Consider the following 19,004-nt stretch of genomic DNA (forward strand, 5'->3'; position numbering starts at 1 on the left):
AGTCCGCCTAACCGGACATCGTTGTGCACAACCCATTCACTGGCCAGGAGGGGTCCGCTCTGCCTTGCTTTGCTCGGCCTCGCCGTGCGCTGACGTCTCGACGTTCGTGAGCGAGGGTCGATTGGCCAGTATCACGACGTCAACGCGTCCCTGAGTGGCGGCTATGCGGTCAGCGGCCTACTGCCCAGGGCCGGACAGGAGGGCACGGATGTCGTCCGCCCGAGGGTTCGCGATGTCCTCGCAGATGGCCAGGGCACGCATCCAGGTGACCCGTGCCTCCTCCCGCTGCCCGCGTTCGTGGAGCACGATCCCGAGGTGGTGGAGGCTCTCGCTCTGTCCCCACTTGTCGTCGAGGCGCCGGCGAATGTCCAGGGAGGCCTCCAGCGACAGCACGGCCTGGTCGAGGTCACCGAGATGCTGCCGCACCCGTCCCAAGCCGACCAGGGCGATGGCTTCGCCCCACAGATTCTCGATCTCGCGGAACACATTGAGGACCAGCAGGTAGTACGTCTCCGCGTGCTGGTAGTCCCCCATCTTGCGGTAGCACTCGGCGATGTTGTCCAACGCGATGCCCTCACCGCGGCGATCACCCACGCGCCGCCAGGTCTCGATCGCGAGGCGCGAGTGTTCGATCGCCTCGGGGAGCGCCCGGCCGCCGCTGTAGTCGTTGCCGAGGTTCGTGTGGGCGATCGCGACACCCCACCAGTCTCCGATCTCCTCGGAGATCGCCAACGATCGCTCGGTCGTCTCACGTGCCCGCGCGTCGTCCTGCAGATTGTCGTAGGTCACGCCGAAGCTGGCGAGGATCCATGCTTCGCCGAGCCGGTCGCCGCAGCGTCGGGCCGCGGCGAGGCCGCAGTCGTAGGCGGCAAGGGACTCTGCCCAATGCTGACGGAAGTAGTAGAACCAGCACAACGCGACCGGGATCTGCCAGGCGAGATCGTCCATGCCAATCGCCTCCGCCTGCCGGACCGCGGCCAACAGGTTCGGCCGTTCGCGTTCGCACCAAGCGATCGCATCGTCGAACGTGTCCGGCGGCGCGACCAACGAGTCCACTTGCGATTCGGTGAGGGTGAGGTGTCGGCGCGTCGGCACGAGGAAGCGGTCCGCCGCGTCCGCGGAACGCAGGTACCACTCGATCATCCGGCGCGTCGCCTGCTTGCGCAGGCGATCGGAATCAACGCCTGCGCACGTCTCTCCGGCGAAAATGCGGACAAGGTCGTGGAAACGAAAGCGGTCTTTCGCGGTGTGCTGCAGCAGGTGCTGGCGCGCGAGCGAGCCGAGCACACCACGCGCATCGGACAGCCCCCGACCGGACAACGCCGCGGCGGCAGCCACCGAGAACTCGCCGCCGGCGTGCAGACTGAGCAGCCGGAACATCCCCGCCTCGGCGGATTCCAACGCGCGGTACGACCAGGACAAAACCGCCCGCACGGCCGTCGACTCGTCCCCCTCGGCGACCAACTGGTCCAGGCGATGCTGCTCGCCGGCGAGACTGGTCGCGAGGTCCGTCAGCGTGAGATAGGGCTCGCTCACCGCGCGTTCGGCGACGATGCGCAATGCGAGCGGCAGGAAGTCGCACAACGCCGCGATCCGCACCGCCGCATCAGACTCCCCTCGGACACGGTCCACGCCGACCACGTCCTCCAACAAGGCGACAGCCTCGCTCTGGGGCAGCACATCAAGCGTGATCCGATGAGCGCCGTCACGCGCGACCAGTCCGCCGAGCCTGTTGCGGCTGGTGACGAGGACCAGACAGTGGGGACTTGCCGGCAACAGGGGGCGAACCTGTTCCACCGTCGCTGCGTTGTCGAGTAGGACGAGTAGTCGACGCTTAGCAACAACGCTGCGGTAGAGGCCCTGCAACTCGTCGAGATCGGCCGGTAGATGCTTCGGGTCCACACCGAGCGCCCGTAGGAACTGGCTCAGTGCCTCGGCCGGCGTGATCGGGCTCTGGTCGGCGTCGAACCCTCGCAGGTTGACGTAGAGCTGGCCGTCGGGGTACCGATCGGTCACCGAATGCGCGAAGTGCAGTGCCAGCGCGGTCTTGCCGACGCCGGCCGCGCCCTCGATCGCCGAGATCAGGACGGCCTCCACCGTGTGGCCGCCTTCCACGATCGCGCTTAGTGCGCCGAGTTCGGCCGTGCGGCCCGCGAAGCCACGCACACCGTGCGGAAGTTGCGCGGGACCGGGTTGCCGGGATCCAGCACGCGGCCGGCTCGTCAGGGCCACAGCCCGTTCACTGCCGTCGCTGTCCCCGAGCCCGCGAATGTGGTCGGGAGCGTCTGGCAGAGCCAACCAGGCAGGAGCCTCGGTTTCCTTCACCGCGATGTCCACCCGACGGTAACTGGCCGGCCGGGCCGCGGAGTCGTGCCAGACGACCTCCCGGTAGAACCAGTCGGACACGATCAACACGAGGGACCCCGGCGACTCCGCCAGGGTCTTCTTCAGGATCGTCGCGTCGATCAGCCGGAACGCGTGCTTGATCGACTCCGCTGTCGTGCCGTGGGTGTCGTGGCGGACTTCTCCGGCATGTACAGCCATTCGAACACGAACTCTACTGCCCGCCTCGCTTTTCGCGTTGTGTCGCCGCAGCGCCTCAGCCATGCGCAACGGCAGCGATTCGACCAGCCACACCTTCGGCACTTCCGGAGAGACCAGGATAAGCGCGCCATCACCCAGATCGCTGACCGCACAGTCACTCCAGATGACACCGGCGCGGTCGAACGCGCTCCTGGCGGCGTGGTACATCGCACGCCGCACCTCAAGTCGATGTTCGTCGGTGCGCGCGTCGTCGCCGAACCTTTCCACGTCGAGAACCACGATGGAGCGATGTAGTGCAGGGTGGCGCTGCCCCACCGCATCTCCTCACGAGAATTCTGTTGAGGATAGCCCCCAACACGATCATGCCCAACCCGACCGTCCCCCGTGAACGGAATGCGGCACATCCTCAATCCAACGCGACATGAATGTCAAGAACCACCAGGGCGGACACACGGGCACCGTTCGCCAAAATTGGTCCACACCTTTGCCCGCAAATGTACGGACACGCCACCGAACCCCATACTTGAATCGACAATTTTCGACGGCCCGCGACAATGCGATACTGCGAACGAGTGTACGACGTCCACCGGATAACGTCGTCTAACAAGTCGAAATTGCGCGCAAGTCCCGGCCTCTCCGGGTTTCGCCGACAACCGTGTGTCGCCAGCACGTTCCGCGCAACCCAGCGCTCACCGACGGCAGCGCCGGCCCGCAGCCGATCGGCGAGCGGTAGCTGATGATCTGCCAGTGGCACCGACGACTGGACCACACCACAACGGCGTGACCAGCATCAGTTCGCACCTCTGGCCCAGTGACGGACGGTGCCGCTGGAGTTGTTGAGAACTTTGCCGCGCAGGCGCTCATCCCCACCAGGCCCGATCAGCTCCAGCGCCTGCCTCGGGCTACGCACCGGGGGCACGGCCATCGTGCGGGCGATTGCCATCGCGGCGACCGCTCCCCACATGCGCCGCACGACATGAAGTTAGGCGTCGATCCCGGCGCTCGCACCGGCGCTGGTGATGTTTCAGCGCCCGGTGGTGCCGTCGATCAGCTCTCGCAGGATGTCGGCGTGTCCTGCGTGCCGTGCGGTTTCCTCGATCAGGTGGGCCAGTGTCCATCGCCGGGACGGCCTCGGGCGACCGGGTCTGGCCGGCCGGGGCCCTGGTTCGGTGAGGTCGTCCCAGAAAGCGATCTTGGTGTTCGCTTCGGTGATGGTTTCTCGGTAGGTGGCAAGGATTGTGTCGGCGGCGTCATCTGGGGTGGGGTGGAATGTGGCTTGCCAGTCGGCCACGTCGTGGCCAAGCAGCCAGTGCCGTTCCACGTAAGTGAGGTGCTTGATCAGCCCGAGCAGGTTCGTCCCGGACGGCACGCCGGCGGTGCGGGCCTGGGTTTCCGGCACCCCTTCGGCCTTGGCCGCGACAGCGGCACGCAGGTAGTCGAGGAAGCCGACGAGCATGTCCCTCTCGCCGGGTCCGGTCGAGGGAGGCCCGGTGTCACGTTTGCGCCTCGCACTCATCGCCGTCCCTCCGGATCTGCTCCCGCTCGGCGAATGACCAGTACGTGGTCGACGACGGTGGCTTTGTCGCCTGCCGGGCCGATGGCCTGGCGTTGTGGGGTGTCCGCGCGTTCGACTGACCATTCGGCGGAGTCGAGGGCCAGTTCCGTGGCCACTTCCCGGGGCGTCGGGTACTGGAGGGTGGGGTCTTGGTTCCAGGACCACGGCGCGGTGGAGCCATGGTCCACGACGGCCAGGCGGCCGCCTGGGTTCACCGCCTTCGCGGCGGTCCGCAGCACGCGGGTGCGGTCCAGGGTGAACGGTGTGTGCAGGTACTGCGCGGAAACGAGGTCGAAGGTCCCGGCCGGGAAGTCTTCGGCGAGGTCGACGCAGAGCGCGGTGACGGGCACACCGACTCGGTGTGCTTGCCGCCGGAGCGAGCGTACGGCTGACGCGGAGATGTCAACCGCGGTCACCCGCCAGCCCTGGCCGGCCAGCCAGAGAGCGTCTCCTCCCGCTCCGCAGCCCAGGTCCAGCCCGGCGCCCGGGGGCAGCGGTCCGGCGATCTCGACCGGTCTCAGGTTCACCGTCGCGTCCGGCGACTCGGCGGCGCGCCGGCGGTAATGCTCGTCCCAGAAGTGGGCGGCTTGGTTGTGAATGCTCATGCTCTCCTCGCCGGATCGGTTGCCATCACCCTGGCGCCGAGCCATCACGGACGGCACGAAAAATTGCCGATCTGGCAAGGTCGGGTGTCATGGCGAAGAAGACAGACCAGGTGCTGGACGCGGTCGGCCCCCGGTTGCGCGCCCTGCGCAAGCAGCGCGGATTGACCTTGGCCGAGGTGGCGACGGCGACCGGGACGTCGGAAAGCACCTTGTCACGGTTGGAAAGCGGCGGGCGGCGACCCACTCTGGAACTGCTGCTGCCGCTGGCCCGCGTGTACGGGGTGCCTCTCGGCGACCTCGTCGGCGCTCCTCGAACGGGTGACCCGCGGATCCACTTGCAGCCGATCCACCGCCACGGCATGACGTTTATCCCACTCACCCGCCGCGCGGGCGGAGTGCAGGCATTCAAGATGCTCAAGATGCTCATCCCAAGCCGCCCGCAACCGGCGGAGCCAACACCACAGACGCACGGCGGATACGAATGGGTGTACGTCCTCAATGGACGGCTCCGGCTGCGGGTCGGCGACCGTGACCTGGTCCTGTCGCCCGGAGAGGCCGCCGAGTTCGACACCGCACTGCCACACTGGCTCGGATCAGCCGACGGCCACCCTGTCGAAACACTCGTCCTGTTCGGACCGCAAGGCGAACGGGCACACGTGCGAACCCGCACCACCCGGTAGCGCGCGACCCGGACCATACCGGCGCGCTGTTCTTCCTGCACCGCGCCAAAACTCCATGCGCAGGGCGGTGAGCAGGTGTTTCGCCGGTGAGATCAGGCAACTCGCCGGTACTCGTTGATCACGCCGCCGAGCCGGAAACGGTCGCGCTTCGTGCGCAGGCCGACTTGCTCGTCCGGCACTGGGACGACTTGCTAGCCGCCCGCATCTTCGCCGAGGACATCGACTCCCGCCCGTCCGCCGTCGTCTCCGCCACCACCGCCGCCGACATCACCTGGTCGATTCCCAGTGAGCGTGCGAGTTGCTGTGCATGATCCACCTGACTCCCGTGGAACCGGCGCGCATCCAGGAGTTCATCGTGAAAGCCATCCCCGCCGGCCGCCCGCGATCGGACATCTTGCTACAGCGCCGTTTCGGCGACGCCTACCGCACCCCCGCAGCGAACGTCCAGGTTCGGTCTCCCGGCTCTGATCCCGAATGGCCGTCCCTCCACTTCAGGAACCTGGCGGTGCGGCTGGAGCCCCGCCGTCGCCGAGTGCGTCGAGTCGCTCCTGGATCCGCGCGGTGTCGGCGGTGCGGTGTTGGTCCTGGTACAGCTTCAGCGCCCGCTGCCACACCGCGCGGGCCTGATCGTGATCTCCGAGTGCGACGTGGGTCTGGCCCAGTTGGTCGAGGGTGTTGGCCTCGTAGTAGGTGTAGCCGAGGTCGAGCCACCGCGTGAGGGCCTGGTCGTAGTAGTCCAGGGCGTGGGCGTGGCGGCCGGAGTGGTGCGCGATGTACCCCAGGCTGTCCAGGGTGCCCGCCTCACCCTCGCGGTCGGGATGGCCCTCGTACAGCGCGAGTGCGGCCTCGCAGTGGGCGCGCGCCTGGTCGTAGTCGCCCAGATGGGCCTCGTTCCAGCCCACGAGGTTGAGCGCGCGGGCATGCCAGGCCGGGTTGTCGAAGGCCTGGAACAGGTTCAGGGCGTGCGTGGCGTGTTCCAGCGCCCGCCGATCCTCGCCCTGCAGCACCAACGCCTGGGCCAGGGCCCAGTGGATGTAGGCCTGGTTGGGGAGGTCACCGGCCTGTTCGGCCAGGGCCAGCGCCCGCTGGAGCTGCTCCACCGCCTCCGCGTGCCGACTGGCTCGGGCGCAGGCCAGGCCGAGACGCCCGTGGGCCATCGCCAACACGGTGGGGTTGTCCAGGTGACCGGCGGCGGCCAGCCCGGCCCGGCAGACGGTGACGTCGTCGTGGAGGTGTCCCCGCAGCCAGTGGAAGCCGGTCAGCGCCCAGGCCACCTGCCACACCGACTGGTGCCAGCCCTGCTCGGCGGCACTCTGTTGAGCGGCAAGCAGATTCGGGTGTTCGGCGTCGAACCAGGCCAGTGCCGCCGCCCCGTCGTCCAAGGGCTGGGGGTGGCAGCCAGGCGCCGGTTGGCCGATGTCGATCGGCGAGGCGTACGGGTTGAGGAATCCGTCTCCGGCGTGGGCGGTGTGGACGTAGAAGTCGGTCAGCCGCCGCAGCGCGGCGTCCCGGTTCTGCTTGGACTGGTCCCGGCCGGCCTGTTCCACGGCGTAGAGGCGGACCAGGTCATGCATCCGGTATCGGCCGGGAACATCCTGTTGCAGCAGGGAAACCCGCTCCAACGCCCGCAGCGCCGCCCTGACCCGGCCGGCAGGCAGGTCGGTGAGGCTGCCCGCCGCCGGCACGCTGATGTCCGGGCCCGGCGCCAGCCCGAGCAGCCCGAAAACCGCGGCCTGGTCGGGTTTGAGGGCCGCGTACGACCAGGACAGCACCGCGGGCAGGCTCGCGGCTGGGTCGCCCTCGTCCAGGGCCCCCAACCGGGTGGTGGCGTCCCGCAACTCGGCGGCCAACTCCGCCAGCGGGAACTCGGGGTGCGCGGTGGCGCGCCCGGCGAGAATGCTCAATGCCAACGGGAACCCGCCGCAGCAGGCCAACAGCTCCGCCACCGCGTCGGGTTCGGCGGCCAGCCGGCCGGCCCCCAGCCGGGTGGCCAGCAGCGTCCTGGCCTCGGCTTCGGACAACACGTCCAGTGGCAGTGGCCGAGCGCCGTGGGCGGCGACCAGCCCGGCCAGCCGGTCTCGGCTGGTGACCAGCACCGTGCAGGTCGGACTGCCCGGCAGCAGCGGGACGACGTGGGTGCTGTCGGCGGCGTTGTCCAGCACGATCAGCATTCGCTTGCCCGCGACCACGCTCCGGTACATCGCGGCGCGAGCGTCAGGGTCGGCCGGCATCGCGTTCCCGACGACCCCGAGAGCGTCCAGGAAGCCACGGACGGCGACCGCGGGCTGGGTGGGCGGCTCGGTCGGGTCGAAGCCGCGCAGGTTGACGTGCAACTGCCCATCGGGAAACTCGTCGATGTGCTGGTGGGCCCAGTGCAGGGCCAGCCCGGTCTTGCCGATCCCGCCGCTGCCCCCGATGGCGGAGATCGCCACCGTGCCGCCCGGCCCTTCGCCGGCGGTCAGCGCCGCGGTGAGGGCCGTCAACTCCTTGTCCCGCCCGGTGAACCACACCGGCGGCGCGGGCAGCTGCCGGGGCGCCACCGGCGGCGGAGACTGCCGTGCCGACGCCGCGGGGGTGGCGATGAGCGGGTCGGCAGTCAGGATCTGCTGGTGCAGTTGGTGGAGATCGGCGCCGGGGTCGGCGCCGAGTTCCTCGGCCAGCAGGGCCCGAATCCCCTGGTAGTGCGCCAATGCCTCGGCTTGGCGGCCGGTCCGGTACAGCGCCAGCATCAGCTGGCTGGCCACCCGCTCGTCCAGCGGATGCTCACTGGCCCTGGTGAACAGCTCCGCCACCAGCTCCGCGTGCTGGCCGAGGCGCAGTCGCAGGTCGGTGTGTTCGAGCTCGGCGGCGGCGCGCTGGCGGGCGAGCCCCTCGCGGACGGTGGCCGCCCACGACGAGTCCAAGCCGGTCAGCGCGTCCCCCCGCCACAGCGCCAGGGCCTGGGCGAACAACGCGGCGGCGCGATCGGGATCCGGCGCCGCGCGCGCCTGGGTGAGCAGGTGGCCGAACAGGCGCACATCCACCGTCAGCATGTCGTCGACTGAGATGGCGTAGCCGCCCGAGCGCCGGACGATGGCGACGTCCTTCGCATCAGCCAGCGCGCGCCGCAGGCGGGTGACGTAGCTGTGCAGCGTGCCGATGGCGCGCAGCGGTGGACGTTCGCCCCAGACCCGGTCGACGAGTTGGTCGACCGACACCGTCTGGTTGACGTCGACCAGTAACGCGACCAGCACACACTGCTGGCGGGCGTGACCGATGTCCGCCGGCCTGCCGTCGATGTCCACCCCGACACCACCCAGCAGACGGAACTCCGCCGCCATCCCGCTCCCCCACCCGTCGCGTCCGGTACCCCTTCGGCTTATCGCGGTCTACCGGCCGATTCAAGCAGAATTCAAGAATTTTCCCCGCGCGGCACGGCAGCGTGGTGCATGCGGCGGTCCGCCAGGTGGACAGGGGGGTTGGCGGGCCCGCACCGGCGGACACACCACGAGGGGTTCAGGGGGATCAGGACGTGGTGTGTCCGTCCACACCAAGCAGCCGTCACTCCGGGCCGGCGTTGTTCGGCGAACAGGTCGGTGCTGGTGATAAGGACGTGCTTGCAATGGGAGCGCGGCTGACCTGCGCGAGCACCGCTCAACTCCTCAGTCGAACCAGGAATCCGCCGACGATGCGGTGGGCCTGGGCACGGCGCAGTCGTCGCCGAACCGTAGCGCGGTGTTCGCGCTGATGAGGACCACGTCGATCTGGAAGGCGACAGGATTGGCGTCGAGAGCGGCGATCTCTCCGGTGGCGGCCGTGTGCCGCAGCTCGCTGGCGATCAGTTCGCGCCAGTCGCGTTAGACCACTCACGGAGTTCGAACGCGAATCGCAGCAGGAGCGAAACAGGAGCGTCCTGCCTACTGGAACGACGTCGATCCGCTGTCACCTGACGTCAACAGACCAACAGCACGCAGCAGATTCTCTGTTTTCGCAGGTCAACGCATCATCCGGGCAGGACTGGGGGTCAAGGGGTCGCAGGTTCAAATCCTGTCGTCCCGACGGTCGAAGAAGGCCCGCCAGGCCGGGGCAGATGCCCAGGTCGGCAGGTCTTTCTCGTGCCTGCCGACGAGCTTCAGTTGATCATCCACAGTGGACCAAAGCCCCATCTGAGCCCGTAAACAGGAGCGAAACAGGAGCGGGTGCCCCCACGTTTTTACGCAACACCGTTATGGGGTCGCGGTCCGCATCACCCGACTAGGTGGATCTGCAACCGACATCAACAAGCCACAACAACCACGTACCGAGCGCGGGCGACGACCATTCGTGACCGTTGACCGCCGCTGCCGTCTGTTCCCGCCCCTACGTGTCCGATGGGCGCCCAATCAGCCCGTCGCCACCGGTCCCCACACCCGACTGGGCCCGTTGCAGCGTCACCGGGCCAGCCGAAGACCCAGTTCACCCAGGCCTGTGTGATCGACTTCACCGACGACGCCAGAGGCGCGCAGGTTCGAGCCCTGCCTGGGGCTACCGGCACATCCACGGCGAACTCGCCCTCCTCGGCATCACGATCGCTCCCCCACCGTGCGGGAGATCCTCAAGACCGACGGCATTGACCCGGCCCCGCACCAGGCAATCACCACCTGGGCGGCCTTCCTGCGCTCCCAGGGCGAGGCGATCCTGGCGATGGACTTCATCGAGACCATCACCCTGACCGGGCAGCGCCAGTACATCCTCGCCGCCATCCACCACGCTGGCAGGCGCGTCCATGTTCTCGGCATCACCGCACCTCCCACCCATGCCTGAGTGACGCAGGCGATCCGCAACCTGCTCATGGATCTCCAGGACACTGGCAGCCTCGCGCGGGTCAGGTTCCTCATCCGCGACCTCGACGCCAAATACCCCGCGCTGATCGACGAGATCCTCAGTGGCGCCGCGATCACCACGGTGCTGACCGGTGTCCGGATGCCCCGCATGAACGCGATCACCGGACGCTGGGTCAAGACACTCGGCACCGAGTTGCTGGACCGCACGTTGGTCTGAAACGAGACCCATCGACGGCACGCGCTTCGTGAGTACGAGCGGCACTACAACCAGCCCCGAACCCACCGATCACTTGCCGCCGCAGCACCCTTGCGAGCCCGGCCCCAGCCACTTGAGGCCGGTCATATCGAACGCCTCGCCATGCGGTGACAGGACCGTCTCGGCAGAGTCATCCACGAGTACCGACATGCCGATTGAACTGCTTGGACGTAGTTTCGGCACGCACAGCCCCGAACGCCGCCCTCCACACCTGCTCGGCTGTCGTGGCCTCCACGGCCACCTGATCATTGAACGTCGTCACAAACCCTCACGAACGGCGGAATCGTCAACCTGGTCACGGCCAGCCAGCACACATCCACAAGATCGTGCTACGAGTCCTTAAGAGATGCTTGAGTAATCCCCACCGCCAGGACTCCACCATTCAGCCCCACAATCAACTGACCGTCGACAGCGATAATAGCCTGAGCGGTCTGGCGAACCGGGATGTCCATCACGGGGTGCTGGACCCTGGGGTCCCAAAGCCGCACCGTGCGATCGTTGCTGGTGCTGGCGAGCAAGGTACGCCCGTCGACCTCTAGTGTGCACACTGCGGTAACCCACCCTGTGTGCCCTTCCAAGGTGCGGATGTGGCCGCCGGTGGCGGGGTCCCAAAGCCGCACCGTACGATCGCGACTGGTGCTGGCGAGCAAGGTACGCCCGTCGACCTCTAGTGTGCACACTGCGGTAACCCACCCTGTGTGCCCTTCCAAGGTGCGGATGTGGCCGCCGGTGGCGGGGTCCCAAAGCCGCACCGTACGATCGCTGCTGGCGCTGGCAAGGAGGGTGCGCCCCTCAACCTCCACCGCGTAAACCCCGACGACCGAGCTAGTGTGGCCCTTCAAGTGCCGGATTACTTTGCCAGTGACGGGGTTCCACAGTCGCACCACACGTCCGAGGGAGTCTGTAGCGGTGGCGAGCAGGTTGTCCCCGCTCACTTTTACCCTGCACATCGCCCAAATCCCGTTGAACTTGTCTCTCAGGGTGCGGACGAGGTCGCCGGTGGTGGGCTCCCAAAGCCGCACCGTACGATCGTCGCTCGCGCTGGCAAGGAGGGTGCGCCCCTCCACCTCCACCATGCACACCCCCCAGACGGTGCTGGTGTGGCCTTCCAACGTACGGAGAAGCTCGCCGGTGGTGGGCTCCCAAAGCCGCACCGTACGATCATTGCCAGCGCTGGCAAGAAGAGAACGCCCGCCCACCTCCACGGTGCATAGGTTGGTAACGCGGCTGGGGTCGTCATTTTGGGGGTTCCCGCCGGTGATGGGATCCCATAGCCGCACCGTGCAGTCGTCGCTGGCGCTGGCAAGGAGAGTGCAGCCGTCCACCTCCACAGAGCACACCCCAGATACTCGGCTCGTGTGACCTTCCAGTGTGCGGACGTGGTCGCCGGTGGCGGGGTCCCAAAGCCGCACCGTACGATCATTGCCAGCGCTGGCAAGAAGAGAACGCCCCTCCACCTCAACCACACACACCGTCTGGATCGCGCTGGTGTGACCTTTCAATGTGCGGACGTGGTCGCCGGTGGCGGGGTCCCAAACCCGCACCGTACGATCATTGCCAGCGCTGGCAAGAAGAGAACGCCCCTCCACCTCAACCACACACACCGTCTGGATCGCGCTGGTGTGACCTTCCAGTGTGCGGACGTGGTCGCCGGTGGCGGGGTCCCAAAGCCGCACCGTACGATCATTGCCAGCGCTGGCAAGAAGAGAACGCCCCTCCACCTCAACCGCACACACTGCCCAGACCGTGTTGGCGCTGCTCCGCGCGGGGGGGCTTCGGAAACGCTTGTGGGCGGTAGTGTCCCATACCAGCACTGTGCCGTCGTGCTCGGCGGTGGCGAGAATGGTGTGCCCGTATATCTCTGCTGTCCAGTTCCCGGGGCGACTGCGGGCGCGGGTATCGGTGGCCGGATCCCATATCAGCACTGTGCCGTCGTGCTCGGCACTGGCAAGGAGGTAACGCCCTTCCACGTCAATCGTGCACACCGTCTGGATCTCTAGTGTGCGGACGTGGTCGCCGGTGGCGGGGTCCCAAAGCCGCACCGTACGATCATTGCCAGCGCTGGCAAGAAGAGAACGCCCCTCCACCTCAACCGCACACACCGTCTGGATCGCGCTGGTGTGACCTTCCAGTGTGCGGACGTGGTCGCCGGTGGCGGGGTCCCAAAGCCGGACCGTACGATCGCGACTGGTGCTGGCAAGAAGAGAACGCCCCTCCACCTCAACCGCACACACCGTCTGGATCGCGCTGGTGTGACCTTCCAGTGTGCGGACGTGGTCGCCGGTGGCGGGGTCCCAAAGCCGGACCGTACGATCGCGACTGGTGCTGGCAAGAAGAGAACGCCCCTCCACCTCAACCGCACACACCGTCTGGATCGCGCTGGTGTGACCTTCCAGTGTGCGGATGTGGTCGCCGGTGGCGGGGTCCCAAAGCCGGACCGTACGATCGTCGCTGGCGCTGGCAAGAAGAGAACGCCCCTCCACCTCAACCGCACACACCCCGTATACCCGGCCGGTATGTCCAGCCAGAGTGGCTTCTTCGCTTTGAGGTGTCACCGCGGCCCAGATGGCCCGATAGGGCCCCATGACTGCGTAACCTCGGAACGCGTTGCCCAGTCCCTCCTGCGCTTCGGTCATGCCGAACAGGGCACCGCGAATTTCGGCCGTTGCATCGATCGCGTGCGGCGTCTTGCGTAGCAATTCGGCTCGATCGCGGCCTAGAGGCGTTGCCGCGGTTGTCGCTAAAGGGATAATTCGGCGCAGGTCGGCGCACAGGAGATAGGCATTGTCGGCGAGAAGGTCGTCGATTACATCAGCCTGGGATGCGTGGCGCGGCAAGGAGCGGAGCAGGTAGTGAGGCACGGCGTGCCAGCCGATGGCCCGGCCTTGGGCAATGAAGGATCGCGCGAGAGCACGTTCATCTGTGATGCGGTCCGACATGTCGGCTCGCTCATGAAGTAGTGCGTCATTGAGTGCTTGGTGAAAGAGACGAAATGCGCTGTCGGACCGCCCAGCCTCGCTCGTCTCGACGATGAAGTTCGCCGCCGAGGATCGCGCAAAGGAGCGGAGGCTTGCTTGGCTGATGGTCAGGCCAAAAAGTGCAGTGATGGCGGTGCCCCATAAGGCGAGGGGAAGACCTGGAGCCTCGGCGAACGCGAGGACGGTGAGTGCTTTACTGGCTGACAGCCCGTTCGTTACGGGCGGTAGTAGGGCAATGAAATCACGCAGAGCCGAGTCGACGGTGGGGGAGAACGAAAGCTCATCGAGGTTGACTGGCCGGGTGTCGTGCATGCCATGAGCACGGGCGACGAGACCAGCCACAAGGAAGTTACCTGCAGCAAGGGTCGAGATACGTTCCGCAACGGGGGTAGCGACCTGTTCGTCGTTGTAGGGATTGTCCAAGCGTTCGTCACCGAAAAGTTGAAGGCACGCCAGCGCGTATTCAGCCAGATCTGCCTGCGAGAAGTATTCAGGACTGTCTAGATCCAAAACCCGGGCAGCGGCCCCGAAGCACGACAGGAGACTGCCGGCGTCGTCCTGGCGTCTGCTGCCCACAACTACACGCACGCCCAGGTCCGCGCACGTCTCCGCCAAGGGCAATACGATCCGACTGATGATGGCCCGTGCTTCCTGCGCGTTGGTGGCCTCGTCCAGTGCATCGATCACCACGGCGAACGTCCTCTTCGGACGCTGCGGCAGTACTCCCCGTAGCCCAGGGGCAAGGTCACTAACTTGATCGGGTACCGAGGCGGAAGCCGCACGGGCGATCTCTCGAGCCACGTCCAATGCAGTCTTACCTTTGGCATGTACGGCACACGCAATCGAGCCAAGAGGTGCTCGTACCGCGTAATCGGCGGCGGGGAGCGCTGCAGCGATGCCGGGATCTGCGGTGGTGACAATGCGCCCAAGCACGGCAGACTTTCCCACCCCGGGGGATCCCGTGACTACGAGTACTTGCCGCCGCGCCAGGTCCCCGCTGATCCAGGAAACTAACTCGGTCAAGGCTGCGGCGCGTCCATGGAATCGGAATCCGCGTTCAGCATCCGTGCTCACCCCACGGGCACGCGGGCGCCAATGCCGACCTGCTTCCGTGTCCTCCGCCAGGCTCCAGCCCCACGCCGCGAGGGCGCTCTCGCCAGCGGCCTCCGCAGACCAGCCGGTCAGCAAATGAAGCTTCTGCTCGGGCAAGCACTCGCCGATGGCGCGCAAGGTGATCGCCCTAGCGTCTCCGTTCGCGCCCTGGGCCTGGCCCACCATGCCTACCACAGCGTCGTAGTCTGGCAACCATAGTGCAGCTCCGCTGTATCCGGACTTGACACCGTATCGGGAACCAGTGTCCAGCCGTACCCAGCCGTAGCCGATTTCCTCTCCGACCAATCCGTCGGCGGAATTGCCTAGCATCCCGTCGGGGAACCCGAACGCCCACCATCGGCGGTGCACGAGGCTCCCAACTTCTGGTTCACGCAACCGCGCCGCGTACTCTTCGGGAATCGGCTCGGCGAGGATCAGAACCGCAACGTCGTCAATGTCGTGATCCTCAAACGCGGGGGCCACCACCTCCTGCACTCGGACGCGACGGCGCCGCATTAGGGCCTGCGCCTTGGGAAACGCCACCCAGAGCTCTGACCGTTGACGCCCATCCTCGAACACAACATGTGCGCAAGTCACCACTCGTAAACCATCGACCAGGAATCCGGACCCCAGCGGACGCCGGTCCCCCTCTCCAGCATGGATCGCAGCCACCCACGCATCCGCCCCAGGCCGAGGGCTGGTATCCGTCGTGCTCACGTTGTGTTCGCCGCTGGCCACTTCAGCGTGATCTCAAAGTTCGCCTCAGTCGCGGCTTTGGCGACCAGCCAGTTCGCCGTCCCCGTCACCTTTACTCCGAACTTCACCTGCACCTCACCCGGCTGCAAGGCTCTGACCTGCTCTAGCACCGCTCGCGCTCCTTCCACAGCTGGCGCCACGGCCTCGCGAATCTTGCCGACGATTTGCTCGGAGCCGACCTGATGCCACTCATCGATCGGTTCAATCTCGAATCGGACTTCGGTGCCGCCCTCGACCTCATACGAAACGACCTGTGACGCCACGTATCCCCCCATCGTTCTCTCGGTTCCACGTACGACACAGCGTATCGTCCCGGATGCCGCGGCGTCACCAAGAGGCCAGGGCTCCGTCGTTCTCGCGGTTGCGCCTGTTTGATCACGTGATGCCGAGGGTGGTCAGTGGTTGGCTGGTGTCACGTGCATGTTTGCGCAGGCCGGCGGCAATGAAGATCCGCCATCTTGAAGTCGCTGGTCACGGGGCTGGTGCGAGTCGTTGATCGTCGATGCGTCCGTGCAGGTGGGCAGGTGCCTGTGGGTGTGGGAACGGCCACCATGATCATGAGCGTTTGTGACGAAGTTTAATGATCAGGTGGCCGTGGAGGCCACGACAGCCGATCAGGTGTGGAGGGCGGCGTTCGGGGCGCTGATGGCCGACTGTTTCCCGAGTCGTGATTCGCGACTGCTGGCGCGGGAGATGGCCGAGGCGATGCTGATAGAGCTGGAGCGGCGCAACTGCTGGACGCTCGCCGAGGCGCTCGGCCACGACGAGTCGTACCGGCTGCAGCGCTTCCTCTCCCACGGCTCGTGGGACTACGACCTGGGCCGTGACCGGCTGGCCTCCTGGGTGTCAGGTGAACTCACTGACAACGAGGCTGTGTTGGTGGTCGATGAGACGGGGGACGAGAAGTCCCCCATCGACTGCGTGGGCGCCGCTCACCAGCACTCCGGCGCGCTCGGCGGGATCGGACTGTACAAGGTCGCCGTGCACCTCACCTACGCCACCCTGCGCGGCCACGCGCTGATCTACCGGGAGTTGTACCTGCCCGCCGCCTGGGCGCAGGACGAGGAGCGCCGCCTGCTGCGGCACGCGCCCGACGGGGTCTGTTTCGCCACCAAGCCCCAGCTCGCCGCCGTCATGCTGCACCGCACCCGCGAACTGGGCATACGTGCCCGCTGGTTCACCGGCAACGAGGTCTACGGCAACCTCGAACTGCGACGCACCGCCCGGATACTCGGCTTCGACTACGCCCTGGCCGTCAAGACCGACCACACCGCCACCACCTTGGCGGGCCGCTTCACCGCCGCCCGATTCGCGGCGAAGGTCCCGGCGAAATCCTGGATTCGGATGCACACCGGGCACGGACTGAAAGTCGACCGGCACTACGACCCGCCAGGACCCCAGAAACGCCCCACGGGTCATCTGGTCCGCGACCGGAACCGTGACCTGGGCGAGCAGTTCTTTAAGCGGTTCGGTCCCAACCTTTGGCGGGCCTGGGTGCTCCCACCCGAGGTCGGCACGCTCCACTGGTCCTGCCAGCAGCCCCACATGGTGAGTGTGTCGGTCAGCCGCGCGGCGACGTCCTCGTAGTCGTCCTCGGCGAACAACGCCATCGCCATCACGAAGTAGACCATCACGTGCGGCGGGAGCTTGCCGTCGCTGCGTTTGGCCTGTTTGCCGGTCACGGCGATGGCCTCGTCGACGGAGTCACGAGGGACCGACGAGGTCAGCACCCCGAGCGAGATCCAGTCCGTCAACCGGCCACCGGCAGCCATCCCAGCATCCTGCGCCACGACACATGATCATGCCGCCTGGCTGTCATCATCCGGACACCAGGACCACCAAGATCAAACTAAGCCAAGCGGCATTGGGCTCATCCCACAGGCCGCGTGATCACTTCACGACAGCCGCACCCAAATCATGGTTCCCACATTCTGCCGTGATCTCGGCCGTCGCCTGCGCCGCGGTGAAGAAGTCTTCGACCACCGGCGAGGTGCGTGATGCCGCCACCGCGAGGCACACCTGGTCGGGCGGCAGATCCGGGATGGGTACGTAGCTGATGTCCGGACGCGAGTAGAACACGGTCGCCGAACGCCCCACGAACGAGATGCCCCGGCCGGCCGCGACGTGCTCGAGCGTCTCCTCCATCCCGCGCACCCGGAGCCCGGAGTCGGGGTGCGGGCGCCTGGTGGGCTGCGTGCTCGGGTCGGCGTGCCAGACCAGCGGCTCACCGGCCAGGTCAGCCTCGGTGACCTCCTCCTTGCCGGCCAACCGGTGACCGGCGGGCAGCACCACCATGAGCGGCTCGGTGTACAGCGGAGTCAGGCGCAGGCCGGTCTCGTCGATGGGCAGCCGCACATAGCCGACGTCAACGCGGCCGTCGAGCAGCATCGGGGCCTGGTCGTCCCATTCCATCCGCTGCACGTCCACGACCACGTCCGGATGCTGGGCCTCGAACGCCCGCGTCGCCGGGATGACCGGGATGCCGGCCCGGAAGCCGACCACCAGCCGCCGGCTGCCGCGGGCGGCCACGGACACCCGGCGGCGGACCGCGTGCGCGGAGGCGAGCAGCGGACCGGCGTCGGCCAGCAACTGTCGACCCGCGTCGGTCAGCTCCACGCCGTGGCGGTCCCTGGTGAACAGCGAGGCGCCGAGATCCTGCTCCAGCGCGCGGATCTGGCGGCTGAGCGCCGGCTGCGCGATATGCAGCTCATCGGCGGCGCGGCCGAAGTGCAACCGGTCGGCCACGGCGACGAAGTAGCGCAGTTTGCGCAGGTCCAGATCCATGGCGCCTCCCGGTCCGGTGATGCCTCCAGGTTATCACCACGACTGAAAGAAGTCTTGGACACCCGCTCAAGCAAATGGCATCGTTAATGGGGCCCGAGCGAATTCGGCATAAGAATTCGACATCGGGACTTGACAGCAGGGCCCAGACCCAGAATGAGCACATCAGGAATCGAGCCCGTCCATCGCGCCATTCGACGGCGTCGACGACACAACCGTTAACAACGACGGGGTGGGCATGGCGTCCAGTCCAGCTCGAGAAAGCAGGCACTCCATGAGCAGCATCAGCATCATCGGCCTGGGGAACATGGCCAGCGCCCTGGCTGACCGGGCGCTCGCCGGCGGCAACGCCGTCGAGATCATCGGTCGCGACCAGGCCAAGGCCAAGGAGTTGGCCGCCGCGCTCGGCGGCGCCACTGTCGGGACGGCCGGCGCCGCCCCGGCCGGGGACATCGTCATCCTCGCCGTGCCCTACGCCAGCGCGGCGGCGGTGATGAGCGAGTACGGGGACGCACTACATGACAAGGTCATCATCGACATCACCAACCCCATTTCCCCCGATTTCACGGGCTTTGTCACCCCCGACGGTAGTTCCGGCGCGCAGGAGATCGCCAAGGCCGCCCCCGCCGGCGCACATGTCGTCAAGGCGTTCAACACCCTGTTCTCCCATGTTCTGGCCGCCGGCCCAGCCGATGGTCGCCCCTTGGACGTGTTCATCGCCGGCGACGACGCGCAGGCAAAGACACGCGTGTCGGCGTTCATCGAGAGCCTGGGACTGCGCCCGCTGGACACCGGGCAGCTGCCAATGGCGCGGACACTGGAGAACGTCGCCCTGTTGCAATTGGGCCTCGTCGCCCACTCCGTCAAGCACACCAACTTCTTCCTTGGCGTCAGCATTCTCAGCTGAACGCACCCGCACCACCACTTATCGCGCCACATCATTTACAAGGAGCAG

The 19,004-nt window shown here is 66.9% G+C and carries 13 protein-coding genes and 2 pseudogenes; 6 read left to right on the forward strand and 9 right to left on the reverse strand.

Annotation, left to right across the window (positions count from 1 at the left end):
* Positions 1–177: 177 nt before the first annotated feature.
* From JJ691_RS15400 to JJ691_RS15410, 3 genes are all read right to left on the reverse strand, one after another.
* Entirely contained in the window at positions 178–2,811 is a 2,634-nt protein-coding gene (locus tag JJ691_RS15400; protein ID WP_211769451.1) for an ATP-binding protein, read from the reverse strand.
* Between the two features lie 757 nt (positions 2,812–3,568).
* A complete protein-coding gene (locus JJ691_RS15405; protein ID WP_211769452.1) occupies positions 3,569–4,060 on the reverse strand; it encodes a DinB family protein in 492 nt (163 codons plus the stop codon).
* Complete coding sequence (locus tag JJ691_RS15410) at positions 4,057–4,704, reverse strand: class I SAM-dependent methyltransferase (RefSeq protein WP_211769453.1); 648 nt, start codon at positions 4,702–4,704, stop codon at positions 4,057–4,059. The genes JJ691_RS15405 and JJ691_RS15410 overlap by 4 nt, the downstream gene beginning before the upstream one ends.
* A gap of 89 nt (positions 4,705–4,793) precedes the next feature.
* Between JJ691_RS15410 and JJ691_RS15415 the strand changes: the two genes are divergently transcribed.
* A complete protein-coding gene (locus JJ691_RS15415; protein WP_211769454.1) occupies positions 4,794–5,384 on the forward strand; it encodes a helix-turn-helix domain-containing protein in 591 nt (196 codons plus the stop codon).
* A gap of 86 nt (positions 5,385–5,470) precedes the next feature.
* Positions 5,471–5,695 (forward strand): hypothetical protein, encoded by a 225-nt coding sequence (locus JJ691_RS15420; RefSeq protein WP_211769455.1) that lies wholly within the window; start codon positions 5,471–5,473, stop codon positions 5,693–5,695.
* 180 nt (positions 5,696–5,875) lie between these two features.
* Here the strand turns inward: JJ691_RS15420 and JJ691_RS15425 are convergent, their stop codons facing one another.
* Positions 5,876–8,704, reverse strand: coding sequence for an AfsR/SARP family transcriptional regulator (locus tag JJ691_RS15425; RefSeq protein ID WP_211769456.1), 2,829 nt, complete (start codon positions 8,702–8,704; stop codon positions 5,876–5,878).
* A gap of 321 nt (positions 8,705–9,025) precedes the next feature.
* A pseudogene (locus JJ691_RS53360) lies at positions 9,026–9,208 on the reverse strand (hypothetical protein); the annotation flags it as partial.
* A gap of 736 nt (positions 9,209–9,944) precedes the next feature.
* Between JJ691_RS53360 and JJ691_RS15430 the strand changes: the two are divergent.
* On the forward strand, positions 9,945–10,166 hold the full coding sequence (locus JJ691_RS15430; protein WP_211769457.1) for a hypothetical protein: 222 nt from the start codon (positions 9,945–9,947) through the stop codon (positions 10,164–10,166).
* Complete coding sequence (locus tag JJ691_RS52300; protein ID WP_249227946.1) at positions 10,167–10,403, forward strand: integrase; 237 nt, start codon at positions 10,167–10,169, stop codon at positions 10,401–10,403. It begins immediately after the preceding gene.
* Positions 10,404–10,771: 368 nt separating this feature from the next.
* On the opposite strand, the gene JJ691_RS15440 is transcribed toward JJ691_RS52300, so the two are convergent.
* Both JJ691_RS15440 and JJ691_RS15445 read right to left on the reverse strand, forming a co-directional pair.
* Complete coding sequence (locus JJ691_RS15440) at positions 10,772–15,250, reverse strand: trypsin-like peptidase domain-containing protein (protein WP_306291373.1); 4,479 nt, start codon at positions 15,248–15,250, stop codon at positions 10,772–10,774.
* The gene (locus JJ691_RS15445; protein ID WP_211769459.1) at positions 15,226–15,531 is read right to left on the reverse strand and encodes a CU044_2847 family protein; all 306 of its coding nucleotides are present in this window, start codon (positions 15,529–15,531) and stop codon (positions 15,226–15,228) included. The genes JJ691_RS15440 and JJ691_RS15445 overlap by 25 nt, the downstream gene beginning before the upstream one ends.
* 355 nt (positions 15,532–15,886) lie before the next feature.
* On the opposite strand from JJ691_RS15445, the gene JJ691_RS15450 reads away from it, so the two are divergent.
* Positions 15,887–16,855: an IS701 family transposase gene (locus JJ691_RS15450; protein ID WP_442912775.1), complete on the forward strand. Its 969-nt coding sequence runs from the start codon at positions 15,887–15,889 to the stop codon at positions 16,853–16,855.
* On the opposite strand, the pseudogene JJ691_RS53365 reads toward JJ691_RS15450, so the two are convergent.
* Together JJ691_RS53365 and JJ691_RS15455 are read right to left on the reverse strand one after the other, a co-directional pair.
* Positions 16,786–17,040 (reverse strand): annotated as a pseudogene (locus JJ691_RS53365) (transposase domain-containing protein); the annotation flags it as partial. The gene JJ691_RS15450 and the pseudogene JJ691_RS53365 overlap by 70 nt on opposite strands.
* Before the next feature lie 118 nt (positions 17,041–17,158).
* On the reverse strand, positions 17,159–18,052 hold the full coding sequence (locus JJ691_RS15455; protein WP_211769461.1) for a LysR family transcriptional regulator: 894 nt from the start codon (positions 18,050–18,052) through the stop codon (positions 17,159–17,161).
* 271 nt (positions 18,053–18,323) lie between these two features.
* Between JJ691_RS15455 and JJ691_RS15460 the strand changes: the two genes are divergently transcribed.
* Complete coding sequence (locus JJ691_RS15460) at positions 18,324–18,956, forward strand: NADPH-dependent F420 reductase (RefSeq protein WP_211769462.1); 633 nt, start codon at positions 18,324–18,326, stop codon at positions 18,954–18,956.
* The last annotated feature ends 48 nt before the right edge of the window (positions 18,957–19,004 follow it).

The organism is Kutzneria sp. CA-103260, from assembly GCF_018263855.1.
Taxonomy (GTDB): Bacteria; Actinomycetota; Actinomycetes; order Mycobacteriales; family Pseudonocardiaceae; genus Kutzneria.